Genomic DNA, 20,471 nt, shown 5'->3' with positions numbered 1-20,471 from the left:
TTATGCTCTTTGCAACCATAAAAAAGGAGAAATAAAATGCAAGAAAAATCAATGCATAACACCGCTATTATTTATTCAAGTGGCCGTAAAAACGGTAATACTACGGCGCAAGTTAATGCCTATAGTAAGCAACAAAGCGGCATTGTTTTTTGCTTAGATGATTATGTTATTTCACCTTATCGCTACGATAAGCAGTATCACAATGATGATTTTTATAATTTGTTTGAAGTGTTACTTCGCTACGAACATTGGGTGTTCGCATCGCCTGTGTACTGGTATAACACCACGCCACAAATGAAAGCATTTATGGATAGGATCACAGATTACATGGATGACGAGGCGTTAAAACCGAAGCTTAGAACTTTACGTCAAAAACAGTTTTCACTATTGTCTAATGCCTCATCTCCCTCTGCGCCAGACGCATTTATAGACATGTTTAAACAAACCTTTAATTATTTAGGAATGACTTTTAAAGCTCATTCACATGTACAGGCTGGTTAAATACGGGTAGGCTAAACAAAAAAGGATGATTTATGAAAACTTCACTTTTAGGCTTTGGCCTTCTTGCAACTAGCTTAACAACGATCGCTGCTGAGCCAACTCCTGTTATCAATGACTTTGGTTATTTTTACAATGTACCAGCTCATGTATCAGACTTAAGCCAAGCGCAGTTTAAAATTGCCTTTGATGTAGGAGATGGCGCTGAAAAAGGCGCGCAAAATAATCATATTAATTCGTTAGCGCGCTTTATCAATATGCATGTTGCCCATGGGGTAAAGCCGGAAAACATCCAGCTAGCTCTCGTTGTACACGGTAGCGCGAGTGTTGATGTGCTGGAAAACAGCGTTTATAAAAGCCGCTTTGATGTTGATAATAAAACCGAATCTTTAATTAAACAGCTGCTTGCTAATAACACGCAGGTATATGTGTGCGGGCAGTCGGCAATGCATATGAAGGTAGCAGCAGAGCAGCTTATCCCTGGAGTGAAAATGGCGCTTTCTGCAATGACCGCTCACGCCCAGTTACAGCAACAAGGCTACACGCTGAATCCATTTTAAATGAATATTTTGTGTTTTGGCGACTCTAATACCTTTGGTATTTCTCCTGTTGATGGGAAACGGCTGAGCGAAACTGAACGCTGGCCTACTTTATTAAAGCAGCTGTTGGGCACAGGCTTTGAAGTGATTGAAGCCGGGGAGCCTAATCGTACTTTAGTCAATAATCCCCCGTTTATGGGCGACAAATCGGGCATTAAGTATTTAAAACCGTATTTGGAAGCACATACTGTTGATGTTGTTATTATTCAACTCGGTACTAATGATTTAAAAGCGCGCTTTGACTTAACACCAGAGCAAATTTCGCGGGGCTTAAATCAGTTACTGCTTGAGATAGATAACTTTTATAGTAATACCACTTTACCAAAACGTATTATTATTAGCCCGCCTAAAGTTTATGAAGTTAATCAATATCAACGTATTTATGCTGGTGCTGAAATTAAATCACAACAGTTAGCACAACACTTTGCTGACGTTACAAAATTGCATCGATGTAATTTTTTAGATGCTTATTCGCAAGTAAATCCATGTCCTGATGAAGGGATTCACTTAGCACCAGCTACACAAAGCTTACTTGCTGAGCACTTAGTTAGCTTATTGACACAATGAGAAGGTTTTGCTCATCAACTATAGAGAGTACATCGTGATTATTAAACAACCTGCTTTGTATTTTAATATTACTTAAAGCCGCGTATAATGCGCGGCTTATTTTTAGTGTCTGTATGGTGTTTTTTGAAGTCGATATTCAAACAATATGGTGTGGTATTTATCTTGTTAAGCTTATTAACGGGCTTAATAGGCGCATTTGTTAATCCACTAATGGGTTTGTTTATTGTTGAAGGCTTACAAAGTCCACCTATATATTTGGGTGTGTACACTACAGGTGTCACTTTGATGGGCATTCTTTTTAGCCAATGGTTAGGTGGATTGGCCGATAAGGGCGTGAGCGCTAAAAAGATGTTTATGATTGCGGTCTCTGGCATGGGGATGGCGTTAATCATATTCGCTAACGCAACGTCTTTTTGGCAGGTATTTGCTGCCGGAGTACTCTTGCTTTCAATGGGCAATGCCGCGATACCGCAAGTTATGACTATTGCTCGCCAGTGGGCTGATGAGCAAGATCATATTGATATCACCCAGTTTAATACTCGCCTTAGAGCGGCAATTTCATTTGCATGGGTCGCAGGCCCGCCGCTTGGCTATTTACTTGCATCAGGAGTTGCCTTTAGTCGCTCATTTTATACCGCAGCTACGTTTGCGTTGTTGGCATTAATTTTTGCAATGAAGTTTTTGCCCAGTGTTAATGCTAACGACAGAGCTAAGAAAGCTGAGCCAAATCAGCCGATCAATCATTTTGGGCCTTAGGGGCTGCTATAACCTTTGGTTCAATTGGCAATATTATGTACGCCAGTGCCTTACCGCTTTATACAATAAATGAACTGGGCTTTGCTAATAATATACCTGGAATATTTATGGGCATGGTGGCATTAATCGAGATCCCTGTGATGTTGTATAGCGCAAAGCTCAGTAAACGCATCACTAAAACAGGCTTGTTAGGTTTTGCTTTTAGTTGCGCTATTTTGTTCTATATTGGCGTATTTTTTGCCGATCAAGTATGGCAATTCTTTGTACTGCAAGGTGTAAATGCTATTTTTTATGGGATATTTGCGGGTATCGGCCTGACTATTTTACAAGAGCAGCTACCATCACGAATTGGTTTTACCTCTGCTTTTTATGGCAATGCCATTAAAGTAGGGGGTCATGCTTGGTACTGCCAGTACCGGTTTAATTGCACAGTGGTTTAGTTTTCGTTTTGCCACGCTAGGCTCGCTTATTGCGGCAAGCATTGCTATGACTTTTTTAATAATATTTAGTTATTTAAAGCGCCAAGAGAGCGAGTCGCAAGAGCAGCTTTTTGTTCAAAACGTGATTTAAAAAAGCCGCAGTGTATTAACCACCACGGCTTTGGGTATTGATCCAGAGAGATGAGGGTTAGAATTCGTAGCTTACGCTTAAGCGTGTTGTACGAGGCATAATGTAACGGCCATTGGGGGCGTCATCATTACGTGGGTCGCCTTCGGTAATACCTTGCTCGTTGGTTAAGTTATCAATTGCTAATTGCAGTTTGATCCCTTCCATTGGCTCAAGGATAAAACCTAAGTCAACTTTTTCGTAGCCATCAAGTGTCACGGTGTTTTCATTATTACCAAAGCGGTCATCCACTGCTGACAAAGTACCATAGAGTGTGGCGTACATGCCGTCTACTTCAAAGTCATAGCTTGGTGTTACACGTACTTGCCATTTAGGTTGGCGCTGTGCTTCTTTGCCTTTATTTTTTGGACTTTTCGTGATTTCTGTTTGTTGTAATGTAGTATTTAAATTAACAGAAAAGCCAGATTCATGATTAAAGTTGTAATCAAGTTCAACACCATACGCTTCGTTGGTTAAGATTTCAGCGGGCACGTCTGGGCGACTTACAAAGGTATCGCCTTTGACTTCGTTGGTAAATAAAGTGGCAAAAAAGTCAGTGCTTTGAGTGATCAGTTTATAGCCAAGTTCAGCTTGAGTGACTTCTTTAATGAGTTTCTCGCCGTCTTGGTGGTATGCGACGTAGTTATCTCTAAAATCATCGAAGTATGGCATTTTATAACCACGGTTAACGCGAGCAAATACGCCCATGTCATCATTAATTGAATAGTTTAAACCGGTTGTCCATGAGGTTTTACTCTCATCGTAATCAACGGTTTTATTGATAATACCGTCAAGGCCTTCATCAACACTGTACTGTACATCATGGCTTTCATAACGTAGTCCACCGTCAAGAGTGAGATCTTGGCTTAGCTTGTACTGTGCCGTGGTATAAAAAGCATTAGTGCGTGCATCACCTGATGAATTAATGTCGTAGTTAAAGTCACAGCCTTCGGCGCTTTCATTACAAGTAATATCATTGAGCATTTCACCACCCGCTTCAAGAACATGATAGGCCGTATTGCCTAAGCTCCACCAGTCGTTGGCAGAGGTGCTTGCAGTGTAATAGCCGACAGCAACAGATAGGTCTTCAAATTGCTTTGAAAATGCTAAATCATTAGTAAATGAACTAATTTCTTTGAGTACCACCCAACGACCCACTTGTTGTACGGGTGTATCACTGTCATAAGCTGTGCCTGTCGCGGCGCCTGTTGCAGACTGACCATTATCAGCCACTTCACCTAGTGTTGTTGCGGAGCCTGCGGGCACTAAACCAAGTGTATTAGCATCGCCTTTGGTGATATTAAAGCGGTCTGAAAAACTCCAGCCATTGTCAAATTCAAGTTTAATACTACCGCCAGATACATGGCCATTCCAACCGCGGCCATCGCCAATATCAACTTGGTGCGCGTCATTATTTGGCCCGGTATAAATGGTCGCTTGGCGGTTTAGTGTGCCAAGTTGGGTATATTCAGCATCAATGCCATTAACATTGAGTGGTGTTGGTAAGTACCATGCGCCATGATCGTCTGTTTGGCGAGTGTAGAAATTCATTTCACCGTTTTCGAGTTCTTTGGTGATATTAACCGTAAACTGGCTGCCTTTCTCAGAGGTAAAGCCTGCATCACGAATACCTGGTGAGCTTTTTACATAGCCGCCTACCATAAAATATAGGTCGTCGCTGATTTCGCCACTTAAAACAGCATCAACACGTTGCAAATCGTAATCAGAGGTGGTGTATTTAAATAAGCCTTGAGTATCTTCGCTGCCACGCTTTAAACGAAAGTTGGTTGTTAAGCCCGGTTGGCCGTTAGAAACCACTGGGTTTGGACCACCACGTAATGCTTCCATGGTTTCAATGGTTTCGTCGATTCTAAATAATGATGAGTTTTCTAAAAACGATAATGTTGGTGCTGGGTAAATAGGAGAGCCTTCAAGGCTTAGGGTTAAAAATGGCGCATCACCACCACCAGGAAAACCACGAACAAATACATTAGCGCCAGATTCACCACCCGAGCTTTCAACCCACACACCGGGAACTGCTTTAAATAAGTCCGCAGTACTTTTTGGTGATAGTTTAATTATTTGCTCAGCATCAATATTTGTCACAGCATAGCTGGCATCAATTTTACGAACGCCCATACCTGCAGGTGTGCCAGAAACCACAATGCGTTCAACTTTTTTATCTGTGGTTGTTTGCGCGCTTGTTGCTGGTTGATCTGCAAGCACGGTTTGACTGGATAGCGCTAAAATAATAGCGCAAGCAAGTTTGCTTGGTGTGTGTGTTGTTGTCATGTTGGTATTCCCATTTTTTGTTCGTTATTTAAAAAACTATAAATAACAAAGCACTAACTAATTTAATGAAATGTTAATGCTGTGTTCTTTTAAACCTTAGAACTTTATGCAAACGTTTGCAATTATTTTTTTAACTTTCTGTATTATTTTTATACACGGTTATGTTTATGACTAAATTTAGGCCTTGGCGCAGCCTAATTTTAATAATGATGGTATATTGCAACTTCACGATTTAAGGAAGGCTTCGTACTTAGCAATGAATAACAAACAACTAAAGTTAGCGGATCTAGCCAAGCTTGCTGGAGTATCAACCTCGACTGTTTCTCGTGCGTTAAATGATAACCCATTGATAAAAAAAGAAACTAGAGATAAATTAAAGCAGTTAGCAAAGCAACATAACTTCAGTTTAAATACGGCTGCGAGCCGCCTTCGCTCACAAAAAACCAATGTTGTAGCAGTGATCATAAATTTCGACAGTGGCACTGAGCAATCAATTAACGACCCTTTTTTGCTTAAGGTAGTCGGAGAGATAAACCTCGCGTTGAATAAACAAGGGCTAGAACTTCTACTCTCAAACTCATTTATGGCCGGTGATGACTGGGCTAATTACTTTATCAATAGCCGTCGGGCTGATGGCATTATTGTGGTTGGGCAAGGCAAAGATCCGGCAAACATTGAAGCCGCCGCTAATGCAGGCGTGCCCTTAGTTGTTTGGGGTGACCCAAAAACTCCCAGTAATTATCCCATTGTAGGCAGTGATAACTTTGTTGGGGGTCGTCTTGCGACTGAACACTTATTAGCAGGTGGCGCTAAAAATATTGTATTTTTGGGAGACCCAGGACATGCTGAAATTGGCGAACGTTACCGTGGCTATTTAGCGGCTCTAAATACGGCTAACGCTATAGCACACGTAGTGTCTATCGATATTACTAGTAGCGCAGCATACCACGGGATCAACCAATTACTAGTCGCGAAAGGTTTATGTTTCGACGGCATTATGGCGTGCAGCGATATGGTGGCACTAGGCGCTATGAAAGCGTTAAAAGAGCGCTATATCAGTATTCCTAACGATGTTACGTTAGTTGGTTTTGATGATATTGCCATGGCAGATGTGAGTCACCCATCACTTTCGAGCATTAAACAAAACACTCAGCGAGCCTCAGTATTACTGGTTGAAAAATTATTAGCGCAGTTACAAGGCCAGTCAGCTGAATCGCAAGTTGTTGAAATAGAATTAATTAATCGTCAATCTAGCAAAGGATAAACTGTAGGGTGAGTTAACTCAATTTAGAAATAAAATGCAAACGTTTGCATTTTATTTTGCGCTACACTATGCTAAAAGAAATCAACATCAGGTTAACGTGTATGAACCCAATAAGAATAACCATAGCGTTGGCGTGTAGCTATTTCGTGTTCGCTATTTTACTCAATAGTGTTGGCACCGTAATTTTACAAGCCATCAATAGTTTTGACATAACAAAAACGCAAGCTTCTATTTTAGAAGGCTATAAAGACCTTACCATAGCAATAGTTTCTTTTATTGTTGCATCATTTATTCCACGACTTGGCTATAAACTGGCCATGCTTGTAGCGTTGGGGTTGGTTGCCTTAATGTGCTTGTTAATGCCCTCAATTGCACAGTTTTATGCGTTCAAAGTATTGTTTGCTGTGATCGGTTGCAGTTTCGCGATTATGAAAGTATCCGTTTACTCGGTTATTGGCCAAGTCACTGATAACGCCAATCAGCACTCAGCATTGCTTAACACCATTGAAGGTATTTTTATGCTTGGGGTGTTATCTGGCTATTGGGTGTTCTCATGGTTTATTGATAGTAGTAATGCGCAAAATACAGCATGGTTGAACGTGTATTATTTGCTGGCTTTGTTAGCGGGTATGGCTTTTATTACAGTGCTTATAGCGCCAATAAAAGCACCTCAAAAAGCAACGTTACGTACCAGTCAATTAGCAGCTTTTATTGACATGCTAACACTCACTTATAAACCTCTAGTGGTTATATTTATTATCAGTGCATTTTTATATGTGTTGATTGAGCAAGGGGTAGGGACTTGGTTACCTACTTTTAATAATCAAGTACTTAAGCTGCCAGTTGATATTAGTATTCAATTGGCCAGTGTGTTTGCCGCAGCACTGGCGCTAGGTAGACTAGTGGCGGGGCAGATATTACGCGTTATTGGCTGGTATAGTTTGTTGTTAAGTTGCTTGGTTGCTATGGCCGTGCTGGTGCTACTAGTTTTACCGCTGACTCATGAAATTGATGGCAGCCAAGTAACGAGTGTATTTGATGTGCCTTTTGCAGCATACATGCTGCCGCTCATTGGCTTTTTTATGGCTCCTCTTTACCCATTACTTAACTCTGTGATGCTCAGTGCGTTAGCCGCTCACCAGCAGGCAGCTATGACCGGACTTATCGTGGTTTTTTCAGCATTAGGCGGCACCACTGGTTCAGTAATTACCGGCTTCATCTTTGATAAATTTAGTGGCCAACATGCCTTTTATCTTACCTTGATCCCAATTAGCTTGTTGTTGATCAGTGTAACTTTATTTAAAAAAATGACAGTAAACTTAGGCGCAGTGCCAGAAAAAGGAACGATATGAACTTTGTAAATAGCCAATTATTTTTAGATGTGCAACTGGCGGCTATATTTAGTGACAGTAAAACTTTTGCTGATGCGATTGCTAATGAAAGTTGGCAGTTAGCATGCGACCTTTACTTACGCGTTAAACCACTTACTACACCACAGTTAACAGAATTTGTAGCACAGCATTTTACGTTTGAATCAACACAGCTCCCAACTCAGCAAAGCAACAGCGATAGTGTGCAAAGCTATATTGCTAATTTATGGCCGTATTTGCATCGCAATGCAGACACAGCTAAAGCCAGCTCTTTATTACCCCTTAAACACAGCTACATAGTACCGGGTGGGCGCTTTCAAGAAATATATTATTGGGATAGTTATTTTACTGCGTTAGGTTTGCAAGATATTGGCGATATAGACAGTATCGAAGCCATGCTTGCTAATTTTATTGATCTGCAAAATCGTAATGGTTGTATTCCCAATGGTAACCGCAGTTACTATAGTTCTCGCTCGCAGCCTCCTATTCTAGCGCTGATGGTTGATTTAATTTGGCAAGCAAAATACTGTAAAAATAGTGACTTTGCATGGTTAACTGATTGCGTTGTTGCCCTTGAGCAAGAATATACATTTTGGATGCAGGGGGCAGAGCTACTGAGTGAGCAAATATCAAGCCATAAGCGTGTAGTAAAAATGGCAAATGGTGCATTACTTAACCGTTATTGGGATGATCAAGCAACACCACGGCCAGAATCACTGCGTGAAGATTTGCATGATGCCTCATTACTTCCTGAACAGCAAAGAGCTAATTACTATAGAAATATTAGAGCTGCGTGCGAGTCTGGTTGGGATTTTAGTAGTCGCTGGCTGGGTAATAATAAGCTTACCAGTATTCAAACCACGGATATCATTCCTGTGGACCTCAATAGTTTACTTTATTACCTTGAAAAACAGCTGGGTCATTATTTTGCGGTATTAAACAATACAAATAAGCAACAGTATTTTGAGCAACAAGCAGCTCAAAGACGTGCGGCAATTAATCAGTATTTATTCAGTACTGATATGGGGTTTTTTGTTGATTTTAATTATCAAAGCCAGCAACAATCTACAGTGCTGTCGCTTGCCGCCACCGTCCCATTATTTGTCAATTGTGCCAGCGAAGAGCAGGCGGTGTTGGTTAAAAATAAGCTTATGAGTGACTTTTTAAAACCAGGCGGATTAGTAACAACCCTCAATGAGACTTCCCAGCAATGGGATAGCCCTAATGGTTGGGCACCACTGCAGTGGTTTGCTGTACACGGATTTCACCAGTATGGCTTTGTTGCAGATGCAAACATCATAATGAGCAATTGGTTACAGATGATAGAAAACAGTTTTAAAACCGACCACTGTCTACTCGAAAAATACAATGTTTATGAGCCTGAAAATAGAGCTGGAGGTGGCGAGTACAAAGTGCAGCAAGGCTTTGGTTGGACCAACGGAGTTACTTCTCGATTTTATCATTTAATAAAGTAACAAGTTAGTAACAAAGGGTTGATTTAAATAGATTTTATAATTAAAAGGGTTGACTTTTAAACTGCTTGGTAGTCAAGTATCTAGACGTCTAGAATTTTTATTCTCTTTATAAATCAATAGATTTGAGTAAAATAGGTTGAACATTGGAGTTGTTTTAGGTATTGTGAACGAAATGTTTCAAGGACGAGATGCAATGATTCAACCAACCTCCGTATTTATCAAAACCGTATTTAAAATGCCAGTTCGTTCACAGTGTTATCCATACTTAATTAAAACGCTAGATGCATTTTTTAGTAAAGTAAAAATGGACGACAGTCTCCCCCATAATGACAACCGTAATGAGTTTGATCTTTTCTTAATTGATAGCAGCGGCTGCAATTGGCAAAATTTAATACCAGCAGACTTATTAGCCTTAGCCAAAGTGAAACCTGTAATTGTGTTTAATGCGCATTCTGACGCTATTTGTGAAAAAAACTTATTACTTAATAACTTTAAGGGAGTTTTTTATAACAATGATCTTCCTGAAGACGTATTTACCGGATTAATGCGGATCATTAATGATGAACTCTGGTTCAGTCGCAAGATTATTTCTTCTACATTTAATGAAGTGCTCGCCATGGTAAGTCGTTTTGAGCCACATTCTAACTACGATGCTGATAGTGAACATGAAGCACTAGCAAATCTAACCAAACGTGAAAAGTCAGTGATCCATTTACTCGCACAAGGGGCGAATAATCATAGTATCGCAGAGCGGTTAAATATCAGTGATCACACCGTAAAAACACACCTTTATAGCGCATTTAAAAAAACCAACTCACGAAATCGTATTGAGCTATCTAATTGGGCACAGCGCTATATGGCGGTACGGTTACCGTTGCATGACTGACAAATCAAACATAATATACGCCCAATTATAATCAGTAGGATGGACCATTAGTAACTGCATATTTTGTGATATTGTTTCAGGTAAGGCACCTTATCATCCTGTTTGGGAAGACAAGGTGCCTTGGCATTTTTGACTCTGCGCTAGAGGGAGTGGGGCGAACAGGTATGTTTTTGAAATTTATCATCTCACGATTGTGAAAGAGCCGACGACAGTGAGTTTGCAGCTTTAGCCAAACAGATCTCAGAGCACGTAAAACCTTTGTTTTATATAGCACTCAATCGGTAATTACCATTGGATTATTTTCCCAACTTAGTTATTGGGCTGAGCCTTTAGGCAATTTAATAGCACTAAGCTTAGGCCAATAATTGGCAAGTTTGTAGTCACGGGGTTAAATGCTTCAACTAAAAGTTGTGGTTGTAGCGCAGCAACAAAGAATAGTAACCCAACTAATGCAATGATATTTAAAACAATGATTATTTTAGATTGATAATATATAAATAGCAGTATAGCGAAGGCGACCTCGCCGACCCCCGCCGATTTAGTGATTAAATAAGACATCGATTCTGAAAAGCCAAGGCTTGCAGTTATTAGTTTTTCAAGCGGGGCAATATGCACAAGTTTTGGAAATATGCCGTGGTATAACCAGCTAAAACTAATGATATATCGGGCAATTTGGACTGATGACATACAGCTTCCTTTTCAAGCAAGATTAATTTTAGAGATTAGCATGTGGCCTTAGTAAATGAATTAACTATTTACCAAAGCAATCATGTTAAGTGTTTAATTAACTACGCTTTGTTGCCCATATGCCTTTATCTATGCCTTTGATGACTAGATCACTGAGGGCTTTTTCAATTGCTTGGGTTACGCAAATGCTCATCGGTTCGTTATCACTAAAACCCGCTTCGGCTTCGGCTAAACGTTTATAACTAACATAACGGAAGAACCCTGCGCGCATCTCTTGGCTGAGCACTTTTTTGCTGGTGGCTACGGACAATAATACTTGCCCAGTACGCACGTCTACGGCACGTAAGTAAATCGAGATTGCATCTTCGCGGTAGAGTTCTGACGCGCCGATGCCAAAATATTCCATGCCAAAACCACCGGTTTTTACATTGGTGTCGTAGCTAATTATACCGCCTTCTAAAATGATTTTAGCGGTGGTTAGTGGTGGTAATTCAACAGCATTTGGCTGTTCGGCTTGGGCGGCACGAATAATTTTTCTTTCAGTCAGAATATTTTGCAAACCTTCACGTTCAACCGGAATAAACCAATCAGATTCGTGTAGCGCTTGTATTAAGATGGAATTAGCCCCTTGAGTGACGGCGGTTGAAAATGAACTAACATTGCCTTGCGGTTTATATTGCCCCGTTTGATCACGAAAAGAATATACCGATACAGCGATACTGCCAGCAGGTGTTGGTAACTGTTGAAGTGCTTTAAAGGTTTCAGTGGGGGTTAAACTTGCGGCCAACTGTTGCGAAGGTGGGATCAAATTGCCCATGCTACTGCATGCGGATAATGCCAGGGTAAGTACTGCAATAAATAGCGCTTTCATTTAGCTAAACCTCGGTACTTCAATGACCACGACACTGTTGTCAGTGGTGTTGGTTATTCGCACTGTAATTGAATCTACGGTACTGGTGATCACTTGAATTTCGTAATCACCACTTAAAAAAATTGAATCTTGGTTAAAAATACTTTCATCTATATCTTCACCAAAGGCAATATCAGTGATCTCTCTTACCATGCGGTTTAAGTAGGTACGTTCTAGAGAATCTTGAAATTTCTCAGCGTAGCTTTGTTCAATTATTGGTGCTTTATGTTTATTTTGCGCTTGCGCTTTATTTAATAGCATACTGGCATTGAGTGGACTACCTCCGAAACTTGGATTAATGGGGGTATACACAAGCTCTGTTGCAGATACAGATAAGGGGAGTAATATCATTATAATTGTTGTTATATATTTTCTTGAGTAGGGGGCCATTTTACCATCCATTTTTTGCCATATCGGGCGAAGCTTTATGTAAATTAGAGCGCGCCATCGCATCCATAACACTGTATAAAGCGTGTTCTACACGCTCATCAATAGGCTCCAAGCGACGCCCTAAATAGGTTACATATACAATTTGATTATTCATTACTAAGGTCAGTTTTGTGCCAGCCCGAGGAAGTACGGTCTCTTTTATTTCTATATTAAAACCAGCGGTTGAGGGTAGGTCGCGCCAAAGGTTTGAAAATTCAAAATAAAACTGGTGACCAAAGCGACTAATGCTGCGATCGAGCACTAGGCCATCTATTTCTAATTCGTCAGCGCCTTGAGATAAGTGGCTAAAGGTAGTTAAAAAAAGCAGGCTTAGCGCGGTAATAAGCGTTCTAACTAATGTCATGTTTAATATGGGGGGACGTGCCCCCCAATATCCTTATTCTTGGCTCACAGTTGCTGTGTTGTAATCGCCCACTTGGGTGATCACGACTGAAGTGTTAGAAGCGGTAATAGCACCTTCAACTAAGTTGCCATTGCCTACTTGTGTGACTGTGAAGTTGATGTTGTCACCACCAACGATAAATGCACCCGTATCGATACCTGCTACCATATTCATATCGCCTTGCTGCGAAATATCAATAGAATGGTTGCTGCCTTCCATAACTAAATCAATCGCATTCAGATCGCCACTTTGGCTAAAATCAACGCTATTGTTATTACTATTTAGCACACTTGCAAAGGTTAATGTTGCTTCATTTGTGCTGCCTAATTGACTGATATTAATGTCATTATCGTTTGAAGTAAGCGATGTGTCAGGGTACGAAGATTGAATTAAAGCGGTATTCATGTCACCGGCTTGAGCTAAATCAACGTCGTTGCCTTGACCATTAAAATTAGCGATGTGAGCGCTGTTTTCGTTACCAATTTGAACGCTTGAGAATTCATTGTCAGCGCCAATTGTGCCCAAGTAGGTCTCGTTCATTGAGCCATTTTGCATAACAGTGAGTTCATTGTTATCACCTAATACATCAGCCCCAACTTGATTATTATCTTGTTGTTGATCAACCGAAACTTGATTGTCATTACCGGCAAATAACTCAGATGTGAAGGTATTGGTATTACCTTCTTGGTCGATTGATAGGGTGTTTTCGTTTCCTTCAACACTTGCAAAAGTCGCAGTATTTGAATCACCCGCTTGTTCGATTTCTAAGCTGTTTTCATCGCCGCGAACAGAAGTAACCGTAACGCCGTTGAAATTACCTTCTTGTGCTATTACTACTTCATTCGTATTACCAACGAGTTCAGTAAGTGTAAAAGCGTTAAACAAGCCGTTTTGAGTAACTTCAATGGTGTTTTCGTCACCACTAATAGTTGCCAGCGTTGCTTCATTTAAAAGGCCTGCTTGAGATGCGCTAATTTTGTTGCTATTACCTTGCAAATCCAAATTATAAAACCAATGGCCGCCATCTTGCTGAGTAACTGCAATGTCGTTAGCATCACCTTGAACTACGTTAATCGCTTCGTTATTAATACCAAAAAAGCCCGTGCCAAACTGCACAACATTGACTGAGTTATCATCGCCTGTTATGTCTGATAGAGCGCCATTAACTTCACCATCTTGGCTGTGACTTAGGGTGTTGTTATCGCCTATTACGTACGTTAAAGACAAGTTTTGAATTTGTTTTTGATCAACATTAATGCTGTTGTTATCGCCTAAACTTGTTACGTTTGCTTCAAGGCCATCACCTTGTTGCGTGACCATTACATCGTTACCCATACCTTGCAATGATGTTTGTTCAATAGTGAGGACATTGCCTACCGCAGTAGTTGACACTTGACTTGCTAATACAGAGGTTGATTGGTTTTTATCGTCGATATTTGCGTGTGCAACAAAGCTTGAACTTAATGCAACTGCGATTGCACATGTCAATAAAGATTTATTTAACTTCATGATTTTTCCTTAACTTATAATTATTAGAGCAGTCATTAATGGGTTGTGGATACCTTAATGTTCTGCATAGTTTGTTCGGCATGCCTTGCCGATTTAAGTTTTGTGATATCAAGAGCAAAAAGCTCACTCATACAAAAGTGAGTGAAGAATTATATTGATATGCAGTGTTGTGTTTTATGCAATTAATGCTTTTTTACTTACGCACTGCTACCAATTGACGGTTAACTTTATTGTGTAAACGTAATATTCGAAATCATCTCTTTTTATGATTTTTAATCTACTTTCTTTTCAATTGCTTACTTGTTTTCCACCGTAATCAGCTTGGAATGTTGAATAATCTGGTAATAAAAGATGAGGCGAGTAAGGCATCTACTGAGCGCTAATTACTCATAAAAACGATTGTGTTGTTAATAAATTGACCGTTAAAAACAGTGTTAAAGACTGGTTTTTTAGTAATTTATTGAATTTTTCTTGTCTGGTTTAGGTTTTCTCTGTCATTTATGGTGCTTGCCAGTGATATTTCAAAAGTAGTGAAGTTAGCGAAACTTAGTAACAAAGCTAAGTTAATATTTCTAACTATGGATACAAAATATGAAAACTAAATTATCTATTTTAAGCTTGGCTATTTTGCCATGTTTAGCTGCAGCACAAGTAACAACCATTGCTGCAGAGCCTTCAGCACGAGCTTCTCAAGACTCATTGCTTGTTATGTATAAAAAAGGCACTTCTGTGGCAATGCGAAGTCAAGCCCGCAGTTTAGTAAAAGCTAAAGTAAGTGATTTAAATAAAGATGGTGTTGATGATAACTATTCGTCGATTTTATCTGGTCGTCTAGCTAAGTTTGAAGTAATTGGCATGAGCACCAAGCAAGCAATTAAATTACTGCAAACACATGCAGCGGTTGAATATGTTGAGCCAGATTATCGCGTGAGCATTGCTACGGCTCCTAATGACCCTGATTTTTCAAAGTTGTGGGGATTACACAATGAAGGCCAATCTGGTGGAACGGCCGATGCGGATATAGATGCACTCGAAGCATGGTCAATTACAACAGGTGGTAAAGATGTCGTTGTGGGCGTTATCGATACTGGTGTAGATCACAGTCATAGTGATTTAACGGCAAATATGTGGATAAATCCGAATGAAATCGCAGGCGATGGCATCGATAATGATGGTAATGGCTACATTGATGACGTGCATGGTATTAATGCCATTACAAATGTTGGCGACCCAATGGATGACCAAGGTCACGGTACGCATGTCTCAGGGACAATCGGCGCTGCAGGTAATAACAATAATGGTGTTGTGGGTGTTAATCATGAAGCGGCGATTGTTGGTTGTAAGTTCTTAGATGCATCAGGCAGTGGCTCTACATCCGACGCTATTAAGTGTATTGACTATATGGTGAGTCTGAAAAATGCGGGTGTAAATGTTCGCGTACTAAATAATAGTTGGGGCGGTGGTGGCTTTAGCCAAGCGCTTGCTGATGCGATAACCGCCAGCGAACAAGCTGACATTTTATTTGTTGCCGCTGCAGGTAATGACGCCGTTGATAATGATCAAAATCCACATTATCCATCCAATTATGAGCATGAAAGCGTGTTGTCAGTGGCCAGCACTGATCGTAACGATAATATGTCAGACTTTTCACAGTGGGGTTTAACCAGTGTTGATTTAGCCGCACCAGGGAGCGCTATTTTATCAACCGTACCGGGTAATGGTTATGCCACTTACTCTGGTACATCAATGGCCACACCGCATGTTGCGGGTGTCGCTGCTTTGGTACTATCACTCAATCCTGACTTATCAACAAGTGAGCTTAAACAGCTGCTTATGGATAGTGGCGATGATAATGCACAACTGGCAGGGAAGACCGTATCGGGCAAACGCTTAAACGCTAATCAAGCTCTTGAGCAGGCAGACCCTACACCAAGCTTTAAACTATCTGTTACACCAACAGCTCAGCAGATCACTGCCGGTGAAACGGCAACATATACATTTGAAATTGGCTCAATTGCCCAGTGGCAAGGGGTTGTAGATCTTGAATTAATTGGCGATTTAGCTGGTGCTAGTTTATCAGCAAACACTGCAACGCCTGGTGATGTGGTGATACTTAGTGTGCCAACTCAAGAGTCAACACAATGGGGGCGCTATGACTTTAGCGTAAATGCATCTTCTGGCGAGTTGGCTAAGCAGAAGTCAGTAAGCTTATTAGTTGATCCTGTTGGCTTAAATGATTTTACCTATACGAATGATACCGCAGTAGCAATCCCCGATAACAATGTTGACGGTGTTGATTCTGTGATCACCGTAAATGATCCACTGACTGTTTTTGCAACTCAAGCGAGTATTGATATTTCACATACTTACATTGGTGATTTAATCGTTACGTTAACTTCGCCTAGCGGAACAAGCTCTACATTACATAGTCAATCAGGCGGTAGCGCAGATGATATAGTTCAAAGCTACTCTTTAGCTGATTTTAATGGTGAAGTGGCAACGGGTGATTGGGTATTACATATTGAAGATACCTATGCAGCAGATACAGGTACGCTGAATAATTGGTCACTTACATTTAGTGCCATTGGTGAAGTCAGCCCGCAGCCACCAGAGGCCGGTTTTGAGTTTGATGCACAAGGTCTTTCTGTGAGCTTTACAGACAGCAGCCGTGATGCAAATGATGATATCACGCAGTGGAGCTGGGACTTTGGTGATGGTGCAACGTCAACCGATGCAAGCCCCGCTCATACCTATGCACAAGCAGGTAATTATGACGTTAGCCTTACGGTTACTGATAGCGAAGGCAATACTGATACAACAACGCAAACCGTGGTTGTGAGTGATGTTGAGATAGAGTTGAGTTTGGTACGTGCCAATAAAACACGCCTTAATACTATGCGTGTTGATCTTAGCTGGGAACAAGTGGGTGCTCAGTCACTTAATGTATATCGTAATGGTGAGTTTGTAGGAACAACGACTGATAACGGCCGTCACCGTGACTTCTTACGTAATGCAACTTTGCCAGCCTATGATTACCAAGTTTGTGTTACAGCAGATGTATGTTCAAATATCGTAACAGTGACATTTGAATAAGTGCACTTAACATTTAAATAATTCCCCGTGAAGTCCCAAGCCTTGCTGTTCCCCTGCAAGGCTTTTTTATTGCCTACTATATTGTTCCTGATAGTTAAACTCGGCACTTCAAACATCTAATAATATTATCAGATAGTCGTATTGTGGATTTTAACAGGCTCTGCTAACGTTCAACGATTACCCATAGTTTGAAATTCGGGGCGACTGACAACGCGCTCTATAATACAAAAAGAGAAACGTGCTTATGATCATCTTTTTTATCTGCCTGACTATTTTAATATTAGGTTACAAGTTCTACAGTCCCTTTGTAGAAAAACAAGCTGGTATGGACGCCACCATTGATACACCACAAAAACGCTTTAGCGAAGGTGTTGACTATGTTGCAATTCATCCTGTTCGTGCGTTTTTAATTCAGTTTTTAAATATTGCAGGGGTAGGCCCAATATTTGGCCCTATTCTAGGTGCTCTATATGGACCAATTGCTTTGGTCTGGATCGTACTCGGTAATGTATTAGGTGGAGCTGTACACGACTTTTACTCAGGTGTTATGAGTATCAAAGAGGATGGCAAAAGCTTACCAGAAATTGCAGGTAAATATTATAACGTTGTATTTAAAGGCTTTATGTTAATATTTACGGCGATGTTACTGTTTTTTGTCGGCGTGGTATTCATAATGAGCCCCGCTGGATTATTAAGTAACTTAGACGTATTTAAAGATACTATATTTGCCAATAATACCTTTTGGGTTTTGGCAATTTTGGCCTATTATTTTTTAGCTACTTTACTGCCAATTGATAAAATCATTACTAAATTTTACCCTGTTTTTGGTTTATTAATGATTGTGATGACAGTTGCAATTGCTGTATCACTGTTAATTAATGCGCCGCATTTACCAGTAGCAGGTGATTTTTTAGCGTATTTTGAAGCTGATCATGCCCACGACTTTTTAACTCCAAATCCAGATGGATTACCTACTTGGCCATTATTGTTTATTACCATAACCTGTGGTGCGATTAGTGGTTTTCACTCTACGCAAGCACCAATTATTGCACGTTGCTTAACTAACGAAAAATACGTTCGTCCAGTTTATTATGGCGCAATGATGTGTGAAGGTATTGTTGGTTGTGTATGGGCACTGGCTGGTATTGCTGCGTTCCCAGAAGGCTATGCAGGTTTAAAAGCAATGCTTGATTTAGGCGGCCCAGGTTTAGTGGTTAATCATATAGCAAACAGTTATTTAGGTGTGTTTGGTGGAATTATGGCGATTATTGCAGTAGCAGTATTCCCAATTACCTCAGGTGATACGGCGTTTCGTTCACTGCGCTTAACCGTGGTTGATGCGTTTAATATTCCGCAAAGTTTGCGTAATCGTTTATTGCTTGCGGTGCCAATTTTAGCAATCGCATACTTTATGACAAAACTCGATTTCTCTGTTATTTGGCGCTACTTCGCATTTTCAAACATGCTGCTTTCTACGAGTGTGTTATGGCTTGCGACTAAGTACTTATTTGACCGTGGAACATTCCATTGGATTGCGAGTATTCCTGCAGTAATAGCTACAGCCGTTACGTTATCGTACATCATGACCGCTGCAATTGGCCTTAACTTATCAAGTGATATGGGCAAACCAATTGGTGTTGTGGTTGCTGTGGTAGGATTTATTGCACTAGCTATAGTACATTCAAAACATAAAGTGCGTGTAAATTAATACACTGCAGTGTATTAATGACGTAACAAGCGAGCTGTAAAGCTCGCTTTTTTTTATAGTTCTAAAGTGACGTAATGCCTGTTAGAAAATGGCTTGTTCAAAGTAACTAATATCGTCAAGGGTGTTACTGATCATCATCGCACCCTCTAATAAACTCACTGTTTTAATCGCGGCACGTTCAGGATTAAGCTCTCCATTTATTTTATGTGCTTGAGTTAACCAGGCTAAGTTTTTAATGAAAAAGCGTTTTACTTCATCGCGCACTTTATCAGGAAGACTGTCACTTTGTGCGCCAAGTAAGCCACATAAACACATCTTTTTATCTATAACTAACGCGTTTGTAAATAATTGCGTGTAAATATCAATAGGGTTTTTACCGTTTGCTTTGTGTGCCTCCGGTTCGCCAAGCACAGCGATAAAGGCATCCGTATATTGATGCGCGAGTTCAGCACCTAAATCAGCTTTGGTTGGAAAATGATAATGCACACTCGCACTTTTAATACCAATTTCATTCGCCAACTCTCTAAAGCTAAAATTGCTATAGCCACCAAGTCTAACCTTATTTTCTGCTGCTTTTAACAGGGCTGCTTTTTTTGTCATTTTAAAACTTCCTTCATATCGCTGCAAAAAATTATCAACCAGTAGGTAGTTATTTTCAAGCTCTTTTATTTTTAGTTTGCAAAGATCGAGATCTTAATATAAGTTACCTATCAGTAGGTAGGCGGGCTTGATCTTACCAATATTAGTTCAAACTGTGGTTAAAAATATAAAGAGATAATTATGAAAATTTATGACGTAGAAAACTTTCCTAATCCATTACGTGTACGTATTGCTCTTGCTGAAAAAAATGCGACTGACAAAGTTGAATTTGTTGCTGTTGATTTATTAAATGGTGAGCATCGTACTGAAGCCTTTTTAGCTAAAAACCCCTTAGCAGGCGTGCCTGTTTTAGAGCTAGATGACGGGACATATATAGCGGAATGCACCGCGATTACTGAATATATTGATACCACTTTTGCTGGCCCTTCATTAACGGGTATTGAGGCAAAAGAACGCGCGGTGATTAATATGATGCAAAAGCGTGCGGAGTCAATGGTCCTTGATGCGGTAGCCAGTTACTTTCATCATGCAACGGATGGTTTAGGCCCAGCACTTGAAACCTATCAAAATGTTGCTTGGGGAGCAAAGCAAGGTGAAAAAGCGCACCAAGGTTTTGTTTATTTTAATACAGTGTTAGCCAATTCTGCTTATGTTGCCGGTGAGCAATTTACTGTTGCAGATATTACTTTGTACGCCGGTCTGGTGTTTGCAGGCTTTGCACAAATTGTTATTCCAAGTGAGCTATCACATTTAATTGCATGGCAACAAAAGGTCGCGCAGCGTCCAAGTATTGCTAAATAGATTTATAATTTGGAGGCA

At 40.3% G+C, this 20,471-nt stretch carries 19 protein-coding genes; 12 read left to right on the top strand and 7 right to left on the bottom strand.

The annotated features are described in order from the left end of the window. Positions 1-36 precede the first annotated feature (36 nt). The 5 genes from FW757_RS11170 to FW757_RS11150 all read left to right on the top strand — a co-directional run bounded on the left by FW757_RS11170 (position 37) and on the right by FW757_RS11150 (position 2,860). On the top strand, positions 37-501 hold the full coding sequence (locus FW757_RS11170) for a flavodoxin family protein (RefSeq protein ID WP_182717641.1): 465 nt from the start codon (positions 37-39) through the stop codon (positions 499-501). 32 nt (positions 502-533) lie between these two features. Beyond that, the gene (locus tag FW757_RS11165; protein ID WP_182794483.1) at positions 534-1,058 is read left to right on the top strand and encodes a DsrE family protein; all 525 of its coding nucleotides are present in this window, start codon (positions 534-536) and stop codon (positions 1,056-1,058) included. Further along, entirely contained in the window at positions 1,059-1,664 is a 606-nt protein-coding gene (locus tag FW757_RS11160) for a GDSL-type esterase/lipase family protein (protein WP_446441219.1), read from the top strand. Positions 1,665-1,787: 123 nt separating this feature from the next. Next, on the top strand, positions 1,788-2,420 hold the full coding sequence (locus FW757_RS11155) for an MFS transporter (RefSeq protein WP_446441218.1): 633 nt from the start codon (positions 1,788-1,790) through the stop codon (positions 2,418-2,420). Positions 2,421-2,455: 35 nt separating this feature from the next. After that, positions 2,456-2,860, top strand: coding sequence for an MFS transporter (locus FW757_RS11150; RefSeq protein ID WP_446441217.1), 405 nt, complete (start codon positions 2,456-2,458; stop codon positions 2,858-2,860). 187 nt (positions 2,861-3,047) lie between these two features. On the opposite strand, the gene FW757_RS11145 is transcribed toward FW757_RS11150, so the two are convergent. Beyond that, the gene (locus FW757_RS11145) at positions 3,048-5,318 is read right to left on the bottom strand and encodes a TonB-dependent receptor (RefSeq protein ID WP_446441216.1); all 2,271 of its coding nucleotides are present in this window, start codon (positions 5,316-5,318) and stop codon (positions 3,048-3,050) included. Positions 5,319-5,574: 256 nt separating this feature from the next. Between FW757_RS11145 and FW757_RS11140 the strand changes: the two genes are divergently transcribed. The 4 genes from FW757_RS11140 (at position 5,575) to FW757_RS11125 (ending at position 10,313) form a co-directional block, all read left to right on the top strand. Next, positions 5,575-6,582: a LacI family DNA-binding transcriptional regulator gene (locus tag FW757_RS11140; RefSeq protein ID WP_182717638.1), complete on the top strand. Its 1,008-nt coding sequence runs from the start codon at positions 5,575-5,577 to the stop codon at positions 6,580-6,582. A gap of 101 nt (positions 6,583-6,683) precedes the next feature. Next, positions 6,684-7,934 (top strand): MFS transporter, encoded by a 1,251-nt coding sequence (locus FW757_RS11135; protein ID WP_182794481.1) that lies wholly within the window; start codon positions 6,684-6,686, stop codon positions 7,932-7,934. Continuing rightward, positions 7,931-9,427 carry a trehalase family glycosidase gene (locus FW757_RS11130; RefSeq protein WP_446441215.1) on the top strand — a complete coding sequence of 499 codons (1,497 nt, stop codon included), beginning with the start codon at positions 7,931-7,933 and terminating at the stop codon, positions 9,425-9,427. The genes FW757_RS11135 and FW757_RS11130 overlap by 4 nt, the downstream gene beginning before the upstream one ends. 172 nt (positions 9,428-9,599) lie before the next feature. Further along, positions 9,600-10,313: a response regulator transcription factor gene (locus tag FW757_RS11125; RefSeq protein ID WP_310736214.1), complete on the top strand. Its 714-nt coding sequence runs from the start codon at positions 9,600-9,602 to the stop codon at positions 10,311-10,313. A gap of 309 nt (positions 10,314-10,622) precedes the next feature. Here FW757_RS11125 and FW757_RS11120 read toward each other — a convergent pair whose 3' ends face one another. From FW757_RS11120 to FW757_RS11100, 5 genes are all read right to left on the bottom strand, one after another. Further along, the gene (locus FW757_RS11120; RefSeq protein ID WP_182767329.1) at positions 10,623-11,000 is read right to left on the bottom strand and encodes a DoxX-like family protein; all 378 of its coding nucleotides are present in this window, start codon (positions 10,998-11,000) and stop codon (positions 10,623-10,625) included. A 97-nt stretch (positions 11,001-11,097) separates the two neighbouring features. Then, the gene (locus FW757_RS11115; protein ID WP_145234530.1) at positions 11,098-11,871 is read right to left on the bottom strand and encodes a CsgG/HfaB family protein; all 774 of its coding nucleotides are present in this window, start codon (positions 11,869-11,871) and stop codon (positions 11,098-11,100) included. Continuing rightward, the gene (locus tag FW757_RS11110; protein ID WP_149981821.1) at positions 11,872-12,312 is read right to left on the bottom strand and encodes a curli assembly protein CsgF; all 441 of its coding nucleotides are present in this window, start codon (positions 12,310-12,312) and stop codon (positions 11,872-11,874) included. After that, on the bottom strand, positions 12,302-12,703 hold the full coding sequence (locus FW757_RS11105; RefSeq protein WP_145234525.1) for a curli production assembly/transport protein CsgE: 402 nt from the start codon (positions 12,701-12,703) through the stop codon (positions 12,302-12,304). Before FW757_RS11105 ends, FW757_RS11110 begins: the two co-directional genes overlap by 11 nt. A 33-nt stretch (positions 12,704-12,736) precedes the next feature. After that, the gene (locus FW757_RS11100) at positions 12,737-14,251 is read right to left on the bottom strand and encodes a curlin (RefSeq protein WP_182767328.1); all 1,515 of its coding nucleotides are present in this window, start codon (positions 14,249-14,251) and stop codon (positions 12,737-12,739) included. A gap of 591 nt (positions 14,252-14,842) precedes the next feature. Between FW757_RS11100 and FW757_RS11095 the strand changes: the two genes are divergently transcribed. Beyond that, complete coding sequence (locus FW757_RS11095) at positions 14,843-17,344, top strand: S8 family serine peptidase (RefSeq protein WP_446441214.1); 2,502 nt, start codon at positions 14,843-14,845, stop codon at positions 17,342-17,344. Positions 17,345-17,588: 244 nt separating this feature from the next. Beyond that, positions 17,589-19,052, top strand: a complete 1,464-nt coding sequence (locus FW757_RS11090; RefSeq protein ID WP_149981813.1) for a carbon starvation CstA family protein — start codon at positions 17,589-17,591, stop codon at positions 19,050-19,052. Between the two features lie 81 nt (positions 19,053-19,133). On the opposite strand, the gene FW757_RS11085 is transcribed toward FW757_RS11090, so the two are convergent. Continuing rightward, positions 19,134-19,652 (bottom strand): TetR/AcrR family transcriptional regulator, encoded by a 519-nt coding sequence (locus FW757_RS11085; protein WP_182717632.1) that lies wholly within the window; start codon positions 19,650-19,652, stop codon positions 19,134-19,136. A gap of 180 nt (positions 19,653-19,832) precedes the next feature. Between FW757_RS11085 and FW757_RS11080 the strand changes: the two genes are divergently transcribed. Beyond that, a complete protein-coding gene (locus tag FW757_RS11080; RefSeq protein ID WP_182717631.1) occupies positions 19,833-20,453 on the top strand; it encodes a glutathione S-transferase family protein in 621 nt (206 codons plus the stop codon). The last annotated feature ends 18 nt before the right edge of the window (positions 20,454-20,471 follow it).

The organism is Pseudoalteromonas sp. 1181_04 (assembly GCF_052850545.1).
This window is presented reverse-complemented; position numbering and strand designations above follow the sequence as displayed.